The organism is Pseudomonas sp. CMR5c, assembly GCF_003850545.1.
Classification (GTDB): Bacteria; Pseudomonadota; Gammaproteobacteria; order Pseudomonadales; family Pseudomonadaceae; genus Aquipseudomonas; species Aquipseudomonas piscis.
On the sequence record NZ_CP027705.1, the window covers coordinates 889,731 to 907,469 of the forward strand.

General features: G+C 58.6%; 11 protein-coding genes and 1 other RNA gene. All 12 read right to left on the bottom strand.

Annotated features, from left to right (window positions below; all coding sequences use genetic code 11):
• Positions 1–207: 207 nt before the first annotated feature.
• Positions 208–3,225, bottom strand: coding sequence for a type I restriction endonuclease subunit R (locus C4K40_RS04035; protein ID WP_053136887.1), 3,018 nt, complete (start codon positions 3,223–3,225; stop codon positions 208–210).
• A 179-nt stretch (positions 3,226–3,404) separates the two neighbouring features.
• On the bottom strand, positions 3,405–4,727 hold the full coding sequence (locus C4K40_RS04040) for a restriction endonuclease subunit S (RefSeq protein ID WP_124421260.1): 1,323 nt from the start codon (positions 4,725–4,727) through the stop codon (positions 3,405–3,407).
• Positions 4,720–7,119 carry a class I SAM-dependent DNA methyltransferase gene (locus tag C4K40_RS04045; protein WP_053136890.1) on the bottom strand — a complete coding sequence of 800 codons (2,400 nt, stop codon included), beginning with the start codon at positions 7,117–7,119 and terminating at the stop codon, positions 4,720–4,722. The genes C4K40_RS04040 and C4K40_RS04045 overlap by 8 nt, the downstream gene beginning before the upstream one ends.
• Before the next feature lie 214 nt (positions 7,120–7,333).
• Positions 7,334–7,654 (bottom strand): hypothetical protein, encoded by a 321-nt coding sequence (locus C4K40_RS04050; protein WP_053136893.1) that lies wholly within the window; start codon positions 7,652–7,654, stop codon positions 7,334–7,336.
• Positions 7,651–8,631: an integrase domain-containing protein gene (locus tag C4K40_RS04055; RefSeq protein ID WP_053136998.1), complete on the bottom strand. Its 981-nt coding sequence runs from the start codon at positions 8,629–8,631 to the stop codon at positions 7,651–7,653. The genes C4K40_RS04050 and C4K40_RS04055 overlap by 4 nt, the downstream gene beginning before the upstream one ends.
• Positions 8,632–9,578: 947 nt before the next feature.
• A complete protein-coding gene (locus tag C4K40_RS04065) occupies positions 9,579–10,835 on the bottom strand; it encodes an integrase domain-containing protein (protein ID WP_053136895.1) in 1,257 nt (418 codons plus the stop codon).
• A gap of 187 nt (positions 10,836–11,022) precedes the next feature.
• Positions 11,023–11,416: a transfer-messenger RNA gene (ssrA, locus tag C4K40_RS04070) on the bottom strand.
• Positions 11,417–11,503: 87 nt separating this feature from the next.
• Positions 11,504–11,791, bottom strand: a complete 288-nt coding sequence (locus tag C4K40_RS04075) for a hypothetical protein (protein WP_022642139.1) — start codon at positions 11,789–11,791, stop codon at positions 11,504–11,506.
• A gap of 134 nt (positions 11,792–11,925) precedes the next feature.
• Positions 11,926–14,736 carry an FAD-binding and (Fe-S)-binding domain-containing protein gene (locus tag C4K40_RS04080; RefSeq protein WP_053136898.1) on the bottom strand — a complete coding sequence of 937 codons (2,811 nt, stop codon included), beginning with the start codon at positions 14,734–14,736 and terminating at the stop codon, positions 11,926–11,928.
• On the bottom strand, positions 14,733–15,404 hold the full coding sequence (locus C4K40_RS04085) for a lactate utilization protein (protein ID WP_053136901.1): 672 nt from the start codon (positions 15,402–15,404) through the stop codon (positions 14,733–14,735). Before C4K40_RS04085 ends, C4K40_RS04080 begins: the two co-directional genes overlap by 4 nt.
• A complete protein-coding gene (locus C4K40_RS04090; RefSeq protein ID WP_053136905.1) occupies positions 15,404–16,858 on the bottom strand; it encodes a LutB/LldF family L-lactate oxidation iron-sulfur protein in 1,455 nt (484 codons plus the stop codon). The genes C4K40_RS04085 and C4K40_RS04090 overlap by 1 nt, the downstream gene beginning before the upstream one ends.
• Positions 16,855–17,679, bottom strand: a complete 825-nt coding sequence (locus tag C4K40_RS04095) for a (Fe-S)-binding protein (protein ID WP_053136908.1) — start codon at positions 17,677–17,679, stop codon at positions 16,855–16,857. The genes C4K40_RS04090 and C4K40_RS04095 overlap by 4 nt, the downstream gene beginning before the upstream one ends.
• Between the last annotated feature and the right edge of the window lie 60 nt (positions 17,680–17,739).

A 17,739-nucleotide genomic window follows, 5' to 3' on the forward strand; every position in this document is an offset into this window, starting at 1 on the left:
GGATGTCTCCACCCGAAGGTACAACGTTCACACAGGTTATTTACTTGTCGAAACGCTGCGAAGGCCCCGCCTCCGTTGACTTTGCAAAGAGTCGATCACCGTGAGCCTGTATCGGAGTACCGTTGCGCACGATGAATGTCCCAAGCGTGTGACTCAGTGCTCGCCGTATCGACCGGACATGTTAATCGCACCGAGCTTGCACATGTCTCAGTCCAGCATGCCCCTCATGCTCTGCTGTAACGAAGACTTGAGCGCAGCATCACTGGCTACCAGGCGGTAGAGCTCTAGGTCCTGGCGGCGGCGTATTAGCATGACTTCCTCGAAAATCTTCTCAAACGCCAGTGCTCGATGGTCTTCGTCCTTGCTATTTTGGTACTTGGGCTCAAAGTCGGGATGCTCCTGAATGCCCTTAAGGATGCTCAGAAACTTCACGCGCTTTTCTTCCGTGGTAACCCCCCAGCCCTGGAACCAACGCTCGTTGAAACTCTGGATGATTTGGTCCAGCGGGTCTTTTTCCTGCTCACCGCCATGCACCCCACGCGGATTGGGGTTTGCTGGGTCCAGCTCGGTTTCTGCGTCATCCAGCCCAATGCTGTGGTTCAACTTAACCCGTTCCAGCCCATAGGACGCCAGGTCAACCGAGTTGAGCAGAGCGTCGATTTCGTCGGCGTCTTTGTCCTGCACTTTGAGTTTCGGAATCAGAAACTTGAGAAACCAGAACAGCTTTTCCCAGGCTACAATCTCGTACGGCATGATCGAGGCCATCTGGCCGTAGATCTTTACGAACTGTTTGGCCTTGATCTTGAAATCGACCTTGGCCTCATCCTCCAGCTCTAGTTCCACGTCGAAACGCTCAGCGGCGATATCGATCAGCACAGCCAGCTTTTCAGCATCGACGTTGTCGAAATACTGCGTGGCGAATGCCTCCACCTCCGACCACTCGTATACGCCGACCTCGTCCAGTTGGTCCTTGAGTTCATGCAGCACATTGATATCCGTTGCGCCGGACAGGCTGGTGGCCGTGTAGAACGGGTCGAATGAGGCTTTGATGTCTTCCACTTGGTTGAAGAAATCCAGAACGAACAGATCTTCAGTCTTCTTGCCCCACTTTGGAGCGGCACGATTGAGGCGCGACAGCGCTTGCACGGCGAGTACGTACTGCAGCTTCTTGTCCACGTACATGGCACACAGCTTAGGCTGATCGAAGCCGGTCAGGTACTTGTTGGCCACCACTAGCAAGCGATACTCGTCAGTTTCGAACTTGTCACGAGTGTCCGCTTCGGCGAAGCCGTTGATGCCGGCTTCGGTGTATTCGATACCATCAACCAATTTTTCGCCGGAGAAGGCAATTAGCGCCTTGAACGGGTTGCCGCGCGCCGCCAGCAAGCGGCTGATGGCCTTGTGATAACGGATGGCGGCTTCGATGTTCTGAGTGATGACCATGCCCTTGGCCTGGCCCTTGAGCTTTTTCGGCGTGACCACCTGCTCAATAAAATGCTCCAGCATCACCTCGGCCTTAACGTCGATGGTCTGCTGGTCGCGTTCGACATAGGCGCGTAGCTTCTTCTGCGCTTTCAGCGTGTCAAACAGCGGATTGTCCTCGATGGACTTCTGAATTTCGTAATAGCTGCGGTATGTGGTGTAGTTGGCCAGCACGTCGAGGATAAAGCCCTCTTCAATGGCTTGTTTCATCGAGTACAGGTGGAAGGGCGCGAAGCGGCCATCGGCCTGCCGCTCGCCGAACTTCTCCAACGTGCTGTTCTTCGGTGTAGCGGTGAAGGCGAAGTACGAAGCATTACCGCGCATCTTGCTGTTCTTGATGGCGTTGAGGATCTTCTCCTGAGTGTCGTCTTGCTCGTCGCCGCCCATCACCTTGTTCATCGTGCCATGGCTGCTACCGTCCTGCGAGCTGTGTGCCTCGTCGATGATCACGGCAAAGCGTTTGCTGGCCATGTCGTCGATGCCGTCCACGATCACCGGGAATTTCTGGATGGTGGTAATGATGATTTTTTTGCCCTGCTCCAGCGCCTGCTGGAGATCAGATGACTTCAGCGCCGGAGCGATGATGTTTTTCACCTCGGAGAACTCGCGCAGGTTTTCGCGCAATTGCTTGTCCAGCAGGCGGCGGTCGGTCACCACAATCACCGAGTCGAACAGCGGCACATCCAGAGCGCGCGCGCCGGCAACCTCCAGCGAAGCCGGATAGGTTTCTATCAACTGGTAGGCCGCCCAGGTGATGGAATTCGATTTGCCCGAGCCGGCCGAGTGCTGGATCAGGTAGCGCTGGCCCACACCATGCTGGCTGGCATGCGTCACTAGACGGCGCACCACATCCAACTGGTGGTAACGCGGGAAGAACAGCGTACGCTTGGCTAGTGGTGTCTTACCGCTGCCGTCCAGACGCACGAAATGCTGGATGATGTTGGCCACACTTTCGCGGCTGAAAACTTCCTGCCACAGGTAGGCACTCTTGTGCCCGGCAAGGTTGGGTGGGTTGCCAGCCCCGTGGTTGTGTCCCCTGTTGAACGGCAGGAAGAAGGTCGCAACACCGGCCAACTTGGTGGTCATGTAGACCTCATCAGTATCTACCGTCATATGTACAAGGCAGCGGCCAAATTGCAGCAACGGCTGGTCCGTGTCGCGGTCATGCTTGTACTGCTTTTGCCCGTGATAACGAGCGTTCTGGCCCGTCCAGGGGTTCTTTAGCTCCAGCGTGGCGAATGGCAAGCCATTGATAAACAGCACCAGGTCGATCTCTTCCCGTGAATTACTCATGGAATAACGCACTTGGCGGGTGCTGCTAAAAATATTTGCCGCAAACTGCTGTTTGACCCGCTTCGAACTGCTGGCAAGCGGCGCGGGGTACATCAGGTTGAAGTGAACGTCGTCGATGGCCAAGCCGCGCTTGAGCAGGTGCAGTACGCCGTACTTCCTCGCCAGTCGGTCGAAGCGTTCGAGAATGCGCAGATCCCAGTCGTCGTAGCGCTGCTTGAGACGCTCTAACTCATCTCTTTGGCTGCCTTCAAAAAATAGCCACAAGCAACGGCTATCCACTGCATAGCGGGCATTGAAATCCTGTGCACGGCCTAGTTGGTACCCGTGGTTGAGGTCCGTTGACGCCGGCACCGCCGTGTCACGGGCTGCCGCTTGTTCTTCCAGGCAAGTGCCGGTCAGGTATTTCTCAATGCTAGCTTCCAGCGCCTGTTCGTTGGTCTTGCTTACCATGCCGGCTTCCTTGTGCCTGTTGTAGCTGCCAGGTTAGCCCGGCGCGCAGTACGAATTTCTAAAAATATATAGAACTATCCAGTTAACGGGAGTTGAGATTCTCCACTCGGTTTCCCGCGCCCGCGTTCATAGCTCCCGTAATAGCGATTGCGGATAGCTAAATTCGCGCTTCCCGCTCATCAGGCGAGTTCCTGTTTCTTTCGTTCGGCTGGCTCCACCACCCCTGGCACCTTAATCTTGCCGGTCACAGCGCTATTGATTAGGGTGGATTTGTACTCTATAAGCCTTTTAATTTGACGAGTAATATTGGTTATGGCCTGATCCATTGGGGCTGAATGTTTCTCAATATGCCTACATATTTCAGTTTGTTCATGAGGGCTAGGAAGTAGGGATTTAATTGCGTAGAAATTGTTGTTTGAAAGATTTTGCAACCCTACCGTCATTCCATTTGACGCGCCAGCGTATATGGTCTTATAAGGCCCGGTGTGGAATAAGTGCTCAAAATATTTTGTGACTACATTTTTTTGAGGTGCGAAAACTCCATAGTGGAAAGTTACGATTCCCTCATGGGCAGATTCAAAGAAAACTCCTAAATGCCCTTTGAAGCGATTTACCACTAAATCGCCTGGTAAGCAAAGTTTGAAATTCTTTCTGTGAGCAGGACTAAGGGAGCGTTCCTTCATCTCGTTGGAAGGGACAACTCCGTCGACCTGTGATAGCGACAGTGGCAGTTCATTTCCTTGAATAGGCCTAGTTTCCTCCCTGAAAAGCCGGCGATTATAGACAACCTTCCAATGCGCCGGAATCTGGCCAATCCATTCGATACCGGATTCCCGCACGGGTGCATCCGGATTCAGGCCACGAGTTACGGTCTGCTGGATCAGTATCTGCTTACGTTCTTTGAGCAGATCGATTTGGTGCTCTTTGGTCTGGATCGCCTGATCAATTTGTGCAGTTTTAATAGATAAAAACTGAGCAATAAGCCTTTGCTCTTGAATTGGCGGAGCAAGTGATTTAAAAGATTGAAATACATCCTTCGGGATGGTGTTTCTTAAACCCTTGTACAGGAATTTCAGTCGCTTTCCTGAGTCAAGGCTTAGGTAAAGGTATTGAAGATATTCTGCGTCAAATTCCCTACGTGGGCGGAACACCGTGTAGGCGCCTGTTATCATTCCGTGCAACGAAGAAAGGCCAATTGTTCTAGGCGTTTCCTCAACATCGAATAAGCAGAAAACGAAGTCGCCTGGAGCGACCTCTTGGTAGGTGTCAAACTCTGCGGGAAACTTCCCTTCTGGGTTCTCCATGTCGCGTTTGATAATGCCGCCAAGGGTGAGCGATAACAGCGTATAACGATTGGAGTTCTTTCCTACAAGTTTTTTATTAAGGTCAAGCACGTACCTGTTTGCTAAGGTTCTCCAGTGCATAGGAACACTGCCATAGCACTCAACTCCGGAGGCGCGATAGTTGTCATAGGGCGGCAGAGATTCGAAAGGCTTAGTCATTATGGACTCCCGAAACCTCGTCGATTGACACGCCCAAAATTTCCGCAATCAACCCTTCTGCCTGCTGTTCCAGCGCTACTATCTCGCGCGCTACCTCGTCCATGCTGCGCAGCGGTTGGTATTTGTAGAAGTATTTGTTGAAACTGATCTCATAGCCAATTTTTACCGACTCCAGATTGATCCAGGCCTCGGCGACATGGGGCTGCACTTCGGCCTTAAAGAAGCGGTGAATGGAATCCGCCAGCGGAATGCTTTCGCTGTCGCGCAGGTCGCTGTTAGATTCGTAGGTAATAAATTCGCCGTCCCTGTCGCTGGGGTAGTAGCCGAAGTCCGGTAGGTCGGCCTCGCGGCACTGCAGCCGCTCTAGCAGCGCGGCCAACTCGGAGCGGTCGAATCTTTCTACCTTTCTGATGACCTTGGTAGCGTTTTCATCGTACCAGCTTATCGCATTAAGCACTTGGTTCCGCTCACTGGCGCCGAGTTTTATGCCGGCCTCTTTGCTTAGTTGCTTGAGCACCTTGTCCACCAATTTGGCGAACAAGTTGAAGTCGTCGTAAACGTCGCTGCCGATGGCCTGCATCAGGTAGTTGGCCACGGTTACCAGCAGTGACTGCTTGACCCAGGTTTCTAGGCTCAGCAGCTTCTTGCGTTGCTTGGCGTTGAGTTCCAGGCTCTGTTCCTCGCACCAGGCGAGAATGGCTTTTTCATAGGTGGCCAGGGTTTCATCTTGATACACCGCCTCGCCCCATTGCTCGTAAATCCATTGCATGGGTTCGCGCAGAGCTTTTTCGTACCGCAGGGTTTCAATACGCTCGGCGCTGAACTGCGCCTTGCGCCGGTCTGGCCGTTCGATGCTGACCTTGTGGTAGCCGAAGTCGCGGTTGTCGAACACTTGCGCTGCAATGCCGTCGCCACCGGCCGGGCAGTCGATGCTGGCGAGATTGAGGTAGGTTTCGGTAATCAGTTCAATATGTTCGTGGGCGAATTCGCAGTTTTTGTTGCCCAGGTTTTTGCGCAGTTTGCGGTACAACAGGCTGGCGTCGATCAGTTGCACCTTGCCGCGACGTTGCAACGGCTTGTTGCTAGACAGTAGCCAGATATAGGTGGTGATGCCGGTGTTGTAGAACAGGTTGTTGGGCAGTTGGATGATAGCCTCAAGCAGATCGTTCTCTATGAGATGGCGACGGATATTGCTCTCGCCACCGCCTGCGTCACCAGTGAACAGGCTGGAGCCGTTGTGCACTGAGGCGATGCGCGAACCTAGACCGTTTTCGCCCGGCGGCTTCATCTTGTTGACCATTTCCATCAGAAACAGCAGTTGCCCATCGCTTGAGCGCGGGGTTGCGTCCTGCATTTCGACTTTGCCCCAATAGTCTGCCAGGGCGATCTTGAAGCGCGAGTCGATTACATCCACGCCGTCTTTTATGAACTTCTGCTCGCTGGCCCAGCTTTTACCGTAGGGCGGATTGGACAGCATAAAATCGAAGCGGCTACCGGCGAATTCGTCCACCGAGAGGGTCGAGCCGGGGCGGATGTGAGCAGGGTTGTTACCCTTGATCATCATGTCCGACTTGCAGATGGCATAGGTCTCGTCATTGATCTCCTTACCGTAGAGGTGGATGTCCCGTCGAGTAGTCGAGTCCGGATATTTCTCTTCGATAAAGTTCTGAGACTCGGTGAGCATGCCGCCACTGCCGCAGGCCGGGTCGTAGATGGTCATCACGGTGGGCAAGCGGTCTTTAATCGGGTCGAAGACCAAGTGGGTCATCAGTTCGATCACTTCGCGCGGGGTGAAGTGCTCGCCGGCTTCCTCGTTGTTCTCTTCGTTGAACTTGCGTATCAGTTCTTCGAACACGTAGCCCATGCCAAGGTTGCTCAGGGCTGGTAGACGGTTGCCTTGAGGGTCTTCGCTGTCGTGCGGGGTAAGGTTGATGGTGGGCGAGGTGAATTTTTCCAGTACGTCAAGCAGCACATCTTTGCTGGCCATGTGGCGCATCTGTGACTTGAGATTGAAGCGCCGGATGATGTCTTTGACGTTGTCGCTAAAGCCGTCGAGGTATTCCTCAACGTTGCTCAACAGGATCTGCTGGTTGTTGGTGGCGGTCTTCTGCAGTTGGCTTAGCGTCCACTTGCTGGTGTTGTAGAACACATAACCGGAAGCGGCACGCAGGGCGCTGTCGTCCAGTTCGGTCTGGCTCATTTCATTTTGCTGAAAGGCCAGCTCTTCCATTACCTTGGCCTTGCTCGCCTCCAGGAGAGCATCGAGCCGGCGCAGCACTACCATGGGCAGGATGACGTCACGGTATTTTCCGCGCACATACACGTCGCGCAGGCAGTCGTCGGCAATCGACCAGATAAATGAAACCAGTTTGTTGTGGACCGCGTGGTTCAACTGCAGATACTCCAAATCAAAACGCTGAATAGCAGCGCTGCTAGGTCGGCTGTACCGGACCCATGTGTAAGCTAAGGCGCGCATCTTAACCAATGCAGACGAGCTTTTGGCGGCAGAGATATCAACAAATGGGGAACCGGCCGTTGTAGGTTAGGGTGTCGAGGATGCTCGTGACCAGGTGCTGGAGAGCATAGGAACGCGGTTCGACGGTCAACTATCTTAAGCACCAAGCATCAGCCTGACTCACTTTGCATCGCGACGAGCGGTGAAATACCCAGGATGTCTCTAATCGACGAGCGAGCAACTGCACTGTCAGCAAGTAGTAGTACCGCGTCGCCTGACTGCGCTCGGCTAGGCGATGGTCGAGAAACCATGCGACGTGCTTTCTCTGCCAAGCCCAAGGCGTTTTTCGCTGCCAGCGCTTTGCAATTTCAGCCTGAATGATTTTCGCCTGGCGCACATGTCGTTGCTGGGTTGCGTGCGAGCCGGTCAGAACGCCAGCCAAGAACAGCTCCATGTCGAATGGCTTGCTCATGACCGCCCTCCAATGTAGGCCGCGACCACGTCGATCCGACCGTGCCCCAGCTCGTAGCTGATTTTCCTTCGGGCCTCACGATTTAGATTCCTATCTGCCTGGCAACATTGGCCGCCGTTGATAGGCGCGGGGTGCTGGGTGATTTGCTCATAGCGTTCGCATGCGTACGCTGCTCGTAGCTCATGGAAGCCTTTAAGGTTGTGTGCATGCAGGATGTCCCGCGCAGGGCGGATGCTGTCTTGCAGAAGACTTAGGTAGCTTTCGTGCGGCGCAATCAGGTTGCGGCTGCCCGCAGGCGACACCTGCCGTGCAAACCCAAGCGCACCTCGAATATGGTCGTCCACCGCAATCCAACGCGGTGCCGAAGCGCCAGCGCGGCCGCCTTTAGTACCATCTTGAATGTTAATCCTGCCTAGGTCGTTAGCCTCACGGCTTAGCCGTGGTAGGTCAGCCAACATGGCCTCACGCAAGCGCATGCCGGTGGCTCGTGCTAGCAGAACGATCGCGGCGGCGCGTTGTTGATGTTGGCGGCAAAGTGCATCGACGATCTGCATAACCTGCTTGCGGTCCTGGCCTTGTGGCACAGACTGTCGAACCCCGGTGCGCTGCATACCCAACGCCTTGCTCGGACTTGGCACCTTCACGCACTGATCACCGCGAAGCGCTGCCATGGTCCTGTTAACGCTGGAGAGCCGATTTTGTGCGGTGCTGATGGCGAGGTCGCCGCGCCTAACCTCGTCGCGAAGATATGCCGCATAGTCGACCAACACACTTCGATCAATCTGCCGCGAATCATTGATACCGGGCCCTTGTTCGGAGCGGCACCACTTAACGAATGCCTGCCACCGATCACAGTGCGCTTTTACAGTGCCGTAGTGGCCACCACCGAACATGTCCTTCAACGCTTGCGGCCCCGCGTAGCTCAACTGCCTGCCGTAGCCGAAATTACGGCCATCGCGTCTGCCCACCAATGCCATGTCGGTCTCCTCATCTTCCGATCTCCGATCCTCGCCCCACGTCATCCCGCCAAGAATGCTAAGTGTTATCAGGGATCAAGGCCCCTGCGACCTGTGGGGAATGTCCTCTACGCGGGACTGGCGGCTCCTTACGTCCGGGAGCAAGGGCATCTCATGATCTGGCCTCCTGAACACCGTTACCGGTGGGCGGGTGGAGGCAGCACTGGCTGACGAGACCAGCGCCTGAAGATCCTGAGCCATGTACAAGCAGCAATGCGATGACCGGGGCATGCCTGACTGTCAGTCAGGTGCAGTCCATTCCTTGGTCTGCGGCACCATCATCTACAGCGCGGTTGCTGGTGACATCGGTGTTTGTCACGCCGATTGTCACGAGGGGGAGTGCCGCAAAGCCATGTGCGATTAGGGCTGCAGCAGTGGTAGAAGTGCCCGTCTCTTTCCAGAAGAAAGAGACGGGCACAGGTTGGCGCAAAATTCGGCCAAGCGGATGGGTTGCTGCAGGGCAGCACAGTACTGTGTCGCTGGCGCACAAGGGCCATGAGATTAGAGAGCATCCATCACCGGGGAGGTGACCGGGCGAGCTGCCGGATGCGAATCGCCCTTGGGGAGAACCACTGCGGGAGCGGCGTGACCTTTAAGGTTCGGGTCACCTGGGGTGCTGTCATCGACAGCGCTTGCACGGCCAGTTCTACCCCTGTGGATAAACCCGGTCAAGGGCCGAAATTCAGCGCTCTCGGGGACGTGAAAAGCGGTTATCCACCGGTGGAATTCCGTGGTAAATCCCGGACAATGTCGTGGCTTTTAGCTCTTCAAAGTAAGGTCCATCCAAACAGGGCGGCTTTGCAGCCCTGTTTGGATGGACCCGCGCAGAGAAGCGGATAAGCGAGGCTGCTTTCCCTGAATCTTGAACGCTCAGCTGTTGTCGCTGCCGTTATTGCGCCTGCATAGCGCTAGCGGATCGGCACCACGTTTTTGTCTCTGACTTGGCCGTATGCGGAGGCGAGTAGGCTGCCGGTGGCGGCTTTCTGGATGTACTCACTCCACCAAGCCATCATCGGTCGCCGACGCTCAATGTAGTCGGCTCGGTTGTAGGCACTGCGCACCTCATCCTTGTCGACATGCGCCAGTGCGACCTCAATGAGTTCCGGGTCCCACCCATGTTCATTCAAGATGGTGCTGGCCATTGAGCGCATGCCGTGGCTGACCAACCGATCCTGGAATCCCATGCGTTTCAACGCCATGTTGGCCGTTTGGCTATTAGCGTGGGTGCGTGGATTTCTGTCTGCCGGGAAGACGTATTCGCGATGGCCGCTGTGGGTCTTCAGTGACTCCAACAGTGCGACAGCGTGATCACTCAAAGGAATGCTGTGTGGGCGGCGCTTCTTCATCCGCTCCGCAGGGATAGTCCAAACGCGCCTTTCAAAGTCGATGTCTGCCCAGCGAGTAGTCGCCGCTTCGGCGGGGCGAGTCATCGTGTGCAACTGCCATTCGATCAGACAGCGGGTAGTGCGTTTGATGCTGGCGTTCGCGATCTCCAGCATGAGCTCGGGGAGCTCTTCGGGCGGAAGCGCAGCCATGTTTTCTTTCTTGGGCTTCTTGAATACTGCCCTGATGCCGCTGAGTGGGTTGGCGAAGATCAGGCCGGAATTTACGCCGTAGGTCATGATCTCGTTTAGCCGCTGGCTAAGACGTTTGACCGTCTCCAGGCTGCCTTTCGCTTCGATTGGACGAAGCAACGCGATCACCATCGGCGCGGTGATTTTCGTCAGTGGCGTCGTCTTCAAATCGGGGAACACGTGCAGCGTGAGCGACCGCCAAATGTCCTCGGCGTAGGCCGGGGTGACCGAGTCTTTCTTGAGTTCAAACCAGGCGGTGGCCACGTTCTCGAAGGTGTGTTCCGTTTCTGCGCGCTTGGCTTCATTCAACGTATCGCGCTGCACCTTCGGGTCGATGCCTTGGGCGAGCAGCTCGCGTGCTTCTACCGCCTTCTTTCGGGCATTCGCCAGTGACAGTTCGGGATAGGTCCCGAAGCCGATGTTGATGCGCTTCTTGGTCACCGGTTCGCGGTAGTTGAAATTCCACAGTAACGAGCCGTTGCTGCGTACGCGGAGCTGCAAACCGTCACCGTCAGTAAGGACGTAATCCTTGGACGCCGGTTTGACTCCCTTGAGCTGTCGATCGGAGAGACGGAGGTTTTGAGCAGGCATGAGATTGTCCTCAAGCACTGATTCGGTATTCCAAAGATTAGCACCGGGTGAGCTGGAATACCGTCTGGAATACCCGAACGGCTGGAACTCAAAAACTCTCAAAAGACCGCAAAAACGCTGGAAGCCGCGTATTTACTGGCTTGCAGGCACAAAAAAAGACGTCCGTGGACGTCTTTGATTGATCATTTGGTGGAGCCGGGGGGATTTGAACCCCCGTCCGCCAGTACTCCGCTGTCGGTCCTACATGCTTAGCCGTGTCTATTGAGTTAACCCTCAGCGACCCGACGGGCAGGGTGCTTTGGGCGAGTTGTGTAAGTTTTAGCCGCTTCGTCCACAACGTACTGCACGGCGATTCTGTTCTATATGACAATCATTTCGGGTTTACAGACATCCCCTGATGATTGCTGGACCCGAAGGTACCAGGGGGGAAGGGCTAGCGCCGCTTACGCAGCGAGAGCGTAATCCCCGTAGGTTTCGTCATTGGCAACTATAGGAAGTTGCAACAGTGGATTTACGAGTTCTGTTACCAACTCGGCATGCACCTAAAGTTTCGCAACCGGCGTCGAATCCAAAACGGCCCCGAGCCTGTCATGCATCGACAACAGGTTGGCGGATTCTACGCTAATCGTCGTCAGAAGGCCAACCCGAAGGTTGGCCTTGGTGGCGCGCTACTGATCGCCCTTGGTGTTGTTCTGCAACATCTGGATCGCCTGGGTGGTCAGGGAGATGCAGTTCTTGGTGCCCTGCTCGGTGCCCTTGGCCTGCTCGGCGGTGGCTTGCTGGACCTTGGAGTCGATGTCGCTGCTCAGGGTCGAGCTCATGGCTTCGGTGCTGACCTTGGCGTCGCGGATCTTTTGCAGGTTGATCTGGCACAGGTCTTCTTGCCCGGCGGCGAACGCCGGTGAGGCCAACATTGCAGCAGTGATGAACAGTCCAGCCAGTGCAGAGCGCTTCACGGTCGTCTCCTTGGATCACAGGGGGAAGGCCCACTTTTATCGTGGGCTTGGAGAGTGGACTGCGCCCGTGGGCCGGGGTTCGTTTTTTGTACGAAAAGGCCGGAGCAGGCGCCCGTCGCCGGGCACCTTGGGCCTCAGGCGGACTTGGCGCGGGTGACCCGGTCCACCAGGTAGACCAGCCCGTGATAGTCGATCCCGCCATGTCGGCTGAGGCCGATTTCACAGCTGCGGCTGGTGGAGATGCCTTCGCTGCAGTACTGCACCGCGTCCTTGAGGCTGCGCAGCGAATGGGCATTGAGCTCCGGGGTGGTGAAGCCCTTGTCGCCGGCGAAACCGCAGCAGTGGATGCCTTCGGGGATCACCACGTTGTTGCTGCAACGTCGGGCCAGTTCGATCAGCGCCTGGCTTTCCCCCAGGTGCTGGGTGCTGCAGGTGACGTGCACGGCGATCGGTGCTTCCTGGGGGGTGAACTCCAGGCGATCCAGCAGGTGGGTGCGGATGAAGCGCACCGGATCGTAGAGGTCCAGGCGCACGTCGCCCAGGTCCTGCACCAGGCGCAGGGTGCAGGGGCTGGTATCGCAGTAGATCGGGTCGAGGCCGCCACGGCTGGCGTGGAGCAGGGCGCCGATCAGTTCCTGGCGCTTGTCCTCGGCCTGGGTCGCATAACCCTTGGAAGCGAACGGCTGGCCGCAGCAGAGGTTGTCCAGGTTGTCCGGCAGCACTACCTGGTAGCCGGCCTTCTCCAGCAGGCTGCGGGTTTTCTCGTACAGCGAGTCTTGCTCCTTGTCGCCTGCCGCCGGCCCCATAACCCGCGACACGCAGGCCGCCAGGTACACCACCTTTGGGCGTGAGTCCGGCACGGCCGGGCTGAAGCGAATGGCTTTCTGCGGCTGAGGCATGGCGTTGGTCCATTGCGGCACCCGCCCTTTGGACAGCCGGGTCAGGCCCGCCGACAGCTTGCCCAGGCGCGGCGCCCCCAGCAGCAGGCGTGCGCCATTGGCCACGTGCAACGTAAAGCGAGCGCCTTGCAAGGTGCTGGCGAAGTGGGTGCTGAGCCAGTCGGCGGTGCCGTTATGAGTGGCGTGCTCGCTGCGCAGTTTCTTCACCAGCTCGCCGGTGTTGATGCCCACCGGGCAACGCTGGGCGCACAGGCCGGTGGCGGCGCAGGTGTCGACGCCCTGGTACTGGTAGGCCGCCTCCAGCTCCCTGGTATCGATGCCGGCACGCTTGCGGGCCTGGATATCACGCCAGATGACGATGCGCTGGCGTGGGCTCAGGGTCAGCCCTTTGGACGGGCACACCGGCTCGCAGAAGCCGCACTCGATGCACTTGTCCACAATCTCGTCGGCCGCCGGTAGCGGCTTGAGGTGCTTGAGGTGGATCTGCGGATCTTCGCTGAGCACTACGTCGGGGTTGAGAATGCCGTTGGGGTCCAGCAGGCGCTTGAGCTGCCACATCAGCTGGTAGGCATCGCTGCCCCATTCCAGCTCGACGAAGGGCGCCATGTTGCGCCCGGTGCCGTGCTCGGCCTTGAGCGAACCACCGAACTCCACGGCCACCAGTTGTGCCACGTCATCCATGAAGGCCTGGTAGCGCTGCACTTCCTCAGTGCTGTTGAAGCCTTGGGTGAAGACGAAATGCAGGTTGCCTTCCAGGGCATGGCCGAACAGGATCGCCTCGTCGTAGCGGTGCTTGTCGAACAGCTCGATCAGGCGATTGACACCGATGGCCAGTTGTTCGACCGGGAAGGTCACGTCCTCGATGATCACCGTGGTGCCGGTCTTGCGCACTGCGCCGACGGCCGGGAAGGTGTCCTTGCGGATCGCCCAGAGCTTGGCGTTTTCCTGCGGGTCCTCGCTGAAGTCCACCTGTTTTTCCACCGCGAAGGCGGCCAGGGAATCCATGATCTGCGCCAGTTGCTCATGCAGCAGCGACGAGGAGGCAGCGCGGGACTCGATCAGCAGGGCGCAGGCGTTGGCCGAGAGCTGGCGGACGAAGGCCGGCATGCCGGGCTTGTCCTGCACCGAGCGCAGGCTACGACGGTCCAGCAGCTCCACCGCCGACACCGGCTGGCTCTTGAGCACGGTCACCGCGTTGCAGCAGGTCTCCACATCGGGGAAGACGATCAGGGCCGAGGCCTTGTGCGGATGATCGACCACGGTGTCGTAGGTCACTGCGCTGATGAACCCCAGGGTGCCCTCGGAGCCCACCAGCAGGTGGCTGAGGATCTCCAGCGGCTCGTCGAAGTCCACCAGGGCATTGAGGGATAGGCCGGTGGTGTTCTTCAGCCGGTACTTGTGGCGGATGCGGCTGGCCAGCTCGCTATTGGCGCGGGTGGCGCGGCCCAGTTCCGCCAGGCGTTGCAGCAGCGCAGCGTGGCTGTGGCGAAAGGCGGCGACGCTGGCGGCGTCCTCGGTGTCCAGGCGGGTGCCATCGGCGAGGACCACGCGGATGCCGGCCAGGGTGTGGTAGCTGTTCTGGGCCGTGCCGCAGCACATGCCGCTGGCGTTGTTGGCGACTATGCCGCCGATCTTGCAGGCGTTGATCGAGGCCGGGTCAGGGCCGATCTTGCGTCCGAACGGCGCCAGCCAGGCGTTGGCCTGGGCACCGATGACCCCGGGTTGCAGGCGGATCTGCGCGCCCTGTTCGCGGATCTCCCGGGCGTTCCAGTTATCCCCGAGGACGATCAGCACCGAGTCGCTGATGGCCTGGCCGGAAAGGCTGGTGCCGGCGGCGCGGAAGGTCACCGGTACCTGGTCGCGCTGGGCCAGTTGCAGCAGGGCGACCACTTCGTCCTCGGATTCGACGCGGATCACCAGCTTGGGGATCAGCCGGTAGAAGCTGGCGTCGGTGCCGAAGGCCAGGGTCGAGAGTGGGTCGTCGAAGCGCCGCTCCTGGGGAATCAGGCGCTGGGCATCACGCAGAAAAGCGGCCGGCAGGCTCATTGGTCCTCCAGGATCAGCACCACCAGGTCTTTCGGGCCGTGGGCGCCGTAAGCCAGGACTTGCTCGATATCAGCGGTTTTCGACGGGCCGGAAACCAGCAGCGCGTTGGTCGGCATGCCGGCGGCCCAGTTCATCTGTTGCTGCACCTGGTAGAAGTTGTCGCGGATCTCGCTGGCCTTGAGCAGGGCGAAATGCACCGGTGGCACCAGGCTCATCAGCCGCGGTTCCTCGCGGGTCGGCCAGAGGATCAGGCTGCCGGTGGCGGCGATGGCGCCCAGGGTGCCGGTGAGGCTGGCCGGGGTGTCGTTGAACAGCTCGGCCTTCCATTCTTCCACTGGCCGATCGTAGGTCTTGAGTTCGGGCAGCTCGGGATGTTCGGCCCAGTGCTGCTGCACCTGCTGGCCATGGGCGGTGCCCGGGGCGATCAGCAGGCTGCGCAGCTGGCGCTCCTGGAGCAGGCGGGCGAGCAATCCGGGCCACTCGGCCGCGCAGCTCAGGTGGATCTCGGTGTGCACCGCTTCCATCTGCTTGCGCAACTGCGGGATACGCTGCTCGGCGGTGTAGGTATAGGGCTCGGTGACCAGTGTCTCGTCGAAGTTATCCACAATAGGCGTGGTGCCGCTCAGGCTGTTACGCAGCTTGGCGAGGATGTTGTGCTTGGCACTCATCAGCGATCTTCCTGCTTGGCCAGGTGCTCGCGGGCCAGGTCGTGCAGCGACCGGGCGGCGGGTTTTGGCGCACTGTGGTTCTGGGTCCAGGGGCCGACGTTGCTCGGGGCCAGCGCCCGCAACCGGGTGGCCGCCAGGGTGAACAGGCGATACAGGGTGGGCGAGCTGTTCAGCCGTGCCCAGGCGTTCCAGATGAAACGCTCCTTGCGCGAGAACTTGCTGCCCTGGCCACGCATTACCGGGTGCGGGCTGTCCGGGGCCTTGACGTTCTCTTCGCGCAGGCGCCGCAGCAACGTGGGGATCGGGATCTTCACCGGGCAGACTTCGCCGCAGGCACCGCACAGCGACGAAGCGCTGGGGTGATCCGGGACCTTGGCCAGGCCCACCATGTGCGGGGTGATGATCTTGCCGATCGGCCCCGGGTAGACCTCGCCATAGGTGTGGCCGCCGACCCTCGTGTACACCGGGCAGTGGTTCATGCAGGCGCCGCAGCGGATGCAGTTCAGGGTCTGGCGCAGTTCGCTGTCGGCAAACGCCTGGCTGCGGCCGTTGTCCAGCAACACCAGGTGCACCTCCCGGGGGCCGTCGAGCTCATGCTCTTTGCGTGGGCCGGAGATCATGTTGACGTAGGTGGTGATGGGCTGGCCCAGGGCCGAGCGGGTCAGCAGCGACAATAGCGGTACTACGTCGCGCAGGTTCTCGACCACTTTCTCGATCCCGGTGACGGCGATGTGCACCGGCGGCACGGTGGTGGACATGCGCCCGTTGCCTTCGTTTTCCACCAGCAGCAGGGTGCCGGTCTCGGCCACGGCGAAGTTGACGCCGGAGACGCCGATGTCGGCTTCGAAGAATTTCTGCCGCAGGACCCTGCGACCGATCTGGATGAGTTGGTCGACGTCCTTGGTGTACTCCACGCCAAGTTTGTCGTGGAACAAGGACGCGACCTGACCGGCATTCTTGTGGATCGCCGGCATAATGATGTGTGAAGGCTTCTCGTGGTCGAGCTGGACGATGAACTCGCCCATGTCCGACTCAAGGCATTCAATGCCTTGTTCAGCGAGGACATGGTTCATTTCCATTTCCTCGCTGACCATCGATTTGCCCTTGATCACTTGCCGTGCCTCGTGAGCACGGATGATCGAAAGAACGATGCCATTGGCCTCGTCCACCGTTTCCGCCCAGTGCACTGTCACACCGTTGCGGGTCAGGTTCTGTTCCAGGCGCTCGAGCAGGTCGGGCAGCTTGGACAACGCCCGGGCGCGAATCGCATTGCCCAGGGCGCGCAGGTGTTCGCGCTCAAAGGCATCGCTGAACGAGGCCGCACGCTTGGCCATGAGTGAATCCATGGCGCTGCGAAAGTTGTTGCGCAGTTGCTGGTCACCCAGGGCCTGGTGGGCCCGGGTGCGAAAATCGTCCGCCACCGTCGTGGTCGGAATCAGCTCGGGAGTGCTCATTGGGCACCTCCGGTACGCTGCCAGAGGAAGCTCGCCAGGTGCTGGCCGCGCAATGCCTCTCTTTGTTTCTCCAGGGCACCGTTGATATTCATCAGGCAGCCGCAGTCGGCACTGACCACCTGGTGCGCGCCGGAGTCTTTCAGCGAGCGGGTCTTGTCCGCGACCATGGCGCCAGAGATATCCGGCATTCGGACGCTGAAAGTCCCGCCAAAGCCACAGCATTCGCTTTCGTGGCTGTGTTCTACCCGTTCCACGTTGCCCAGTTGTGACAGCAGCTCACGCCCGTGCAGGTGGGTGTTCATTTCCCGGCGCGCCGAGCAGGAGGTGTGCAACGCCACCTTGATCGGCTCACCGCTGTCCTTGAGTTGCACCTTGCACACATGCAGGAGGAACTCGGCCAGCTCATAGGTGCGTGCGGCCAGGGCCTGCACCTGTGCCAGGGTCTCGGGCTCGTCCTTGAACAAGTCCGCGTAGTGCTCGCGAATCATCCCGGCGCAGGAGCCCGAGGGCACCACCACCGGATAGTCCCCGGCGAACAGCGCCAGTTGTGCGCGGGCCACGGTGCGCGCCTGCTCGGTGTAACCGCTGGTGTAGGCCGGTTGTCCGCAGCAGCTTTGCCCCTGTGGGTATTCCACGCGAATGCCTTCGCGCTCCAGCAGGTGGATCGTATCCATCCCGGCTTCGGGATAGAACAGATCGACCACACAAGTGCCGAACAGGTAGACCCGCGCCGGCTTGGCGCCAGGGTACTGCCGGGGCTCGGCCAAGGGTGGCGCGACACGGGTCGCATTGGGCACGGCGTTGTAGAAAAGCTCGCTCATCAGGCGTGTCTCCGGGTGGTCCCGGTTATTCGTCTGTCGCGGCGGCTGAAAGATAAACCA